Raw genomic sequence first — 4,059 nt, forward strand, 5'->3', positions numbered from 1 at the left:
TAGTGTGGGGTCTCCCCATGTGAGAGTAGGTCATCGCCAAGCGCCTAATTATCTCGATGAGATGTAACGAAGCCAGCTGAATAAGCTGGCTTTTTTGCGTCTGCAATTTGGCAGAAATAGTGTATTTTGTGTATTAAGGGGGCAGCCTTTTGTGTGACTTCATCTGTGCGTTTCCTCATTTGCTGCAATCATCACTTTTAGCGGTTACAATGTATTTTTATGGCCATTGATCAAACATATGTCTCTACTTCATAGTCTTAAGTCATTAAATTCCTTTGGTTTAGCACAGTCTTGCGCGGATCTTGTTGAGGTTCACTCCAAAAAGACTATCAAGGCGGTTTGTCTACCACTATGGCAACAACAAGCGCCTATGCTGGTGTTGGGGGGAGGTAGCAATCTGGTCTTTACACAGGACTTTTATGGCACCGTTGTCAGAGTTTTATCAAAAGGAATAAAAGTATCTGATGATGAAGAGGCGTTTTACCTCGAGGTTGAGGCGGGTGAGAATTGGCACGAGTTAATTCAGTTTACGCTCGAGCATGGCATGTTTGGGTTGGAGAATATGGCGTTAATTCCTGGAACGGTTGGCGCAGCACCTATCCAGAATATTGGCGCTTATGGTGTTGAACTCTGTGATGTGTGTGATTGGGTTGAGTATCTTGATTTACCCTCAGGTGAGTTTGTGCGTATAAGTACAGCTGAGTGTCAATTTGCTTACCGTGAGTCTATTTTCAAAGACAAATTGCGCAATCTTGCCGTAGTCACTGCTGTCGGACTGCGCTTAGCTAAACGTTGGCAACCGCGTTTGGTCTATGGTCCATTGCAATCGTTTGATCCAGCAACCGTTACAGCCCGTGAGATTTTTGAGCGTGTATGCCAAGTGCGCAGTGAAAAGCTCCCTGATCCAGCAGTGCTCGGCAATGCAGGCAGTTTCTTTAAAAATCCAATTGTTAGCGCGGCCTGTTATCTAGATTTAGCACAGCGTTTTCCGACGATAGTGGGTTACGCGCAAGCGGATGCGACGGTGAAATTGGCGGCAGGTTGGTTGATTGAGCAAGCGGGACTGAAAGGTTTTGTGCTTGGTAATGCGGCTGTGCATGACAAACAAGCTTTGGTATTAGTGAATCGAGGCGGGGCAACGGGGCGCGATATTTGTCGCTTAGCGCTGCACGTTATTGCGCAAGTACAGGATAAATTTGGTGTTGTGCTAGAAGCGGAACCTAGAATCATGGGCGCTAACGGTGAAGGAGATTTGTATGTCTGATAATTGGGGAAGAAAGCGCCAGATATTAGCGTTATTGTCTAGCGGTCAATTTGTTTCAGGCGAGCAGTTAGCCACTGAACTTGGGATTTCGCGCGCCGCTGTAAATAAGCACATTGATGCGTTAGAAACCTATGGCGTAGCAATTTATAGCGTTAAAGGTCGCGGCTATAAGCTAGCCAATCCCATCTCTTTGATTGATGCTTCACGTTTAGTGCAGTCAATTGATAACCGTTGTTTTTATTTTGATGAGATCGCAAGCACCAACGGCTTTATGCTGAGTCATACCACTGAGCTAAAGAATGGCGATGTGTGCGTGGCAGAGTATCAATCTGCAGGTCGCGGTCGCCGAGGTCGCACTTGGGTGTCGCCCTATGGGCATCACCTGTACTTCTCATTGTTTTGGACATTCCCGCAGGGAATGGCACAAGCCATGGGTCTAAGTTTAGTGGTGGCGTGCACTCTAGTTGAAGTGCTTAAATCGTTTGGGGTCGAGAATATTGGGGTTAAGTGGCCGAATGATATCTATTTGGATAACAAGAAGCTTGCCGGGATCTTGATTGAAATGTCGGGACAGGCGGATAGTCAGTGTCAGCTGATCATTGGTGTTGGCGTTAATATGGCGATGTCAGAGGAGCAAGGCAAAGGTATCGATCAGCCATGGAGTGACCTGTCAAATTTGGTTGATATGCCAGATAAGACTGCGCTTGTTATCGAATTACAGAAGCAACTGAAGCGCGATATCCAGCTATTTGAACGTGAAGGATTAGCTGCATTCAAGGCTCGTTGGCAAGCGGCAGACTTATTTTATGGTCGTGAAATACGTTTGATTATGGGGGATACGTCTGTCGAAGGGATTTGTCGCGGCGTTGATGAGCAGGGTGCGGTATTGCTCGAAACCGCCGACGGTGTGCAAGCATTTATCGGCGGTGAAATTAGCTTAAGGGCTCGAGAATAACGATGTAGAGCTATTTGCGCATCAGTACGTGGGACATCAAATGGTCTTGGCCTTTTTGCAAGATCAAATGCGCCCTTTCACGGGTCGGTTGAATATTCAATTGCAGGTTGGGACCGTTAATCGTGTCCCAAATATTGGCGGCAATGGTATTGGCTTCATCGTCAGTTAGTGTCGAATAGTGATGAAAATACGATTTCTTGTCACTGAAGGCGCCAGAGCGGAATTGCAAGAAGCGTTCTTTGTACCATTGTTTGAGTAACGGCTCTTCCGCATCGACATAAATAGAAAAGTCGACAAAATCGGAGACAAAAGGACGACGGGTATCGACGGGGGAGTCGAGTCCAGTCTGCAGTACATTCAAGCCTTCCAAAATTAAGATGTCGGGCTGAGAAACGGTTTGGTGCTGATTTTTCACACGGTCATAGGTGACGTGTGAATAGATAGGCGCTTTCACATGGGGTTGGCCAGATTTTACTGCTGAGATAAACTCAACCAGCATTTTCATATCGTAGCTTTCCGGAAATCCCTTGCGCTGTAATAACCCTTTACGCTTCAAGTCTGCCAGCGGATACAAAAAGCCATCCGTTGTGACTAGATCGACCTTAGGGTGCTCAGGCCAATGCCGTAGCAAGGCTTGCAAGATACGCGCTGTGGTACTTTTGCCTACAGCGACACTGCCGGCAATACTAATGATGTAAGGGCTTCTTGATGGCTTTTGCCCAAGGAACTCATCAACCACTAAGCCACGTTGCTGCTTAGCTTTGACGATCAAATTGAGTAGCCGACTAAGGGGAAGGTAAATATCAGTGACTTCCGATAAGGAAATCTTTTCATTAATGCCTCTAAGGTTTTCCAAATCTTGCTCACTTAGCGTAAGCGGCACTGAGTTTCGCAGATCAGACCATTGCAGGCGCTCAAAGGCGAGATAGAGTGCTTTTTGAATTGAATTTTTAGACGTCATTGGCTTTCCTCAGCTTAGGAAAGGCACAGTACACTATGGAATTATTCGGAACAATACAAAATAGAGGATAGCCATCGTGTTTCCGCTATCGTTTGGTGTATTTGCTGTTAAATTGCACGAGGAAGAGGAGTCGCGTGTAAAAAAACACCGTTTAAGCACTTTTTTACATAATTAGGTGTTTTTTTACTTGCACTTGACGGCACATTTACCTAATATCCCGTTCCGAAATGATGTGCCGGCATAGCTCAGTTGGTAGAGCAACTGACTTGTAATCAGTAGGTCCCGAGTTCGACTCTTGGTGCCGGCACCATATTTCTGTGGAGGGGTTCCCGAGTGGCCAAAGGGATCAGACTGTAAATCTGACGGCTCAGCCTTCGAAGGTTCGAATCCTTCTCCCTCCACCACTTTTTCTAGGTAGTTAGGTAGCCTAAGTTAGGTTGCGCGGACATCGTATAATGGTATTACTCCAGCCTTCCAAGCTGATAACGCGGGTTCGATTCCCGCTGTCCGCTCCAAATTAGTTGCTGATATGGCTCAGTTGGTAGAGCACACCCTTGGTAAGGGTGAGGTCGGCAGTTCGAATCTGCCTATCAGCACCAGCCTCTCTAAAGTTAGCTCCTACGCCTAAACATAAACGGTTCGATGTCATTTTAATGCATCGGATTTTTTCTATATGTTAGTTTTCATCACCAAGATTCTTGGACTGAGGCATTACCATGGCTAAAGCTAAATTTGAACGTATTAAGCCCCATGTAAACGTGGGCACCATTGGTCACGTTGACCATGGTAAAACCACTCTAACTGCAGCTATTTCAGCAGTACTGGCTAAGACTTATGGTGGCGAAGTGAAAAACTTTGCTCAAATCGATAACGCTCCAG

The 4,059-nt window shown here is 46.2% G+C and carries 4 protein-coding genes and 4 tRNA genes; 7 read left to right on the forward strand and 1 reads right to left on the reverse strand.

Annotated features, from left to right (window positions below; all coding sequences use genetic code 11):
- The first annotated feature begins 238 nt into the window (after nt 1–238).
- Together murB and birA are read left to right on the forward strand one after the other, a co-directional pair.
- Nucleotides 239–1,264: a UDP-N-acetylmuramate dehydrogenase gene (gene murB / locus ACRN9H_RS19440; RefSeq protein ID WP_432315848.1), complete on the forward strand. Its 1,026-nt coding sequence runs from the start codon at nt 239–241 to the stop codon at nt 1,262–1,264.
- A complete protein-coding gene (birA, locus tag ACRN9H_RS19445; RefSeq protein WP_432315850.1) occupies nt 1,257–2,219 on the forward strand; it encodes a bifunctional biotin--[acetyl-CoA-carboxylase] ligase/biotin operon repressor BirA in 963 nt (320 codons plus the stop codon). Before murB ends, birA begins: the two co-directional genes overlap by 8 nt.
- Nucleotides 2,220–2,229: 10 nt before the next feature.
- Here the strand turns inward: birA and coaA are convergent, their stop codons facing one another.
- The gene (gene coaA, locus ACRN9H_RS19450; protein ID WP_432315852.1) at nt 2,230–3,180 is read right to left on the reverse strand and encodes a type I pantothenate kinase; all 951 of its coding nucleotides are present in this window, start codon (nt 3,178–3,180) and stop codon (nt 2,230–2,232) included.
- 234 nt (nt 3,181–3,414) lie between these two features.
- On the opposite strand from coaA, the gene ACRN9H_RS19455 reads away from it, so the two are divergent.
- From ACRN9H_RS19455 to ACRN9H_RS19475, 5 genes are all read left to right on the forward strand, one after another.
- Nucleotides 3,415–3,490, forward strand: a tRNA-Thr gene (locus ACRN9H_RS19455).
- 9 nt (nt 3,491–3,499) lie between these two features.
- Nucleotides 3,500–3,584, forward strand: a tRNA-Tyr gene (locus tag ACRN9H_RS19460).
- 37 nt (nt 3,585–3,621) lie between these two features.
- A tRNA-Gly gene (locus tag ACRN9H_RS19465) sits at nt 3,622–3,695 on the forward strand.
- An 8-nt stretch (nt 3,696–3,703) separates the two neighbouring features.
- Nucleotides 3,704–3,779, forward strand: a tRNA-Thr gene (locus ACRN9H_RS19470).
- 117 nt (nt 3,780–3,896) lie between these two features.
- Nucleotides 3,897–4,059 (forward strand): GTP-binding protein (locus ACRN9H_RS19475; protein ID WP_432306723.1); only part of this gene is annotated, 163 nt, incomplete at its 3' end.

It is taken from the genome of Shewanella sp. MF08487 (assembly GCF_050848685.1).
GTDB lineage: Bacteria > Pseudomonadota > Gammaproteobacteria > Enterobacterales > Shewanellaceae > Shewanella > Shewanella glacialipiscicola.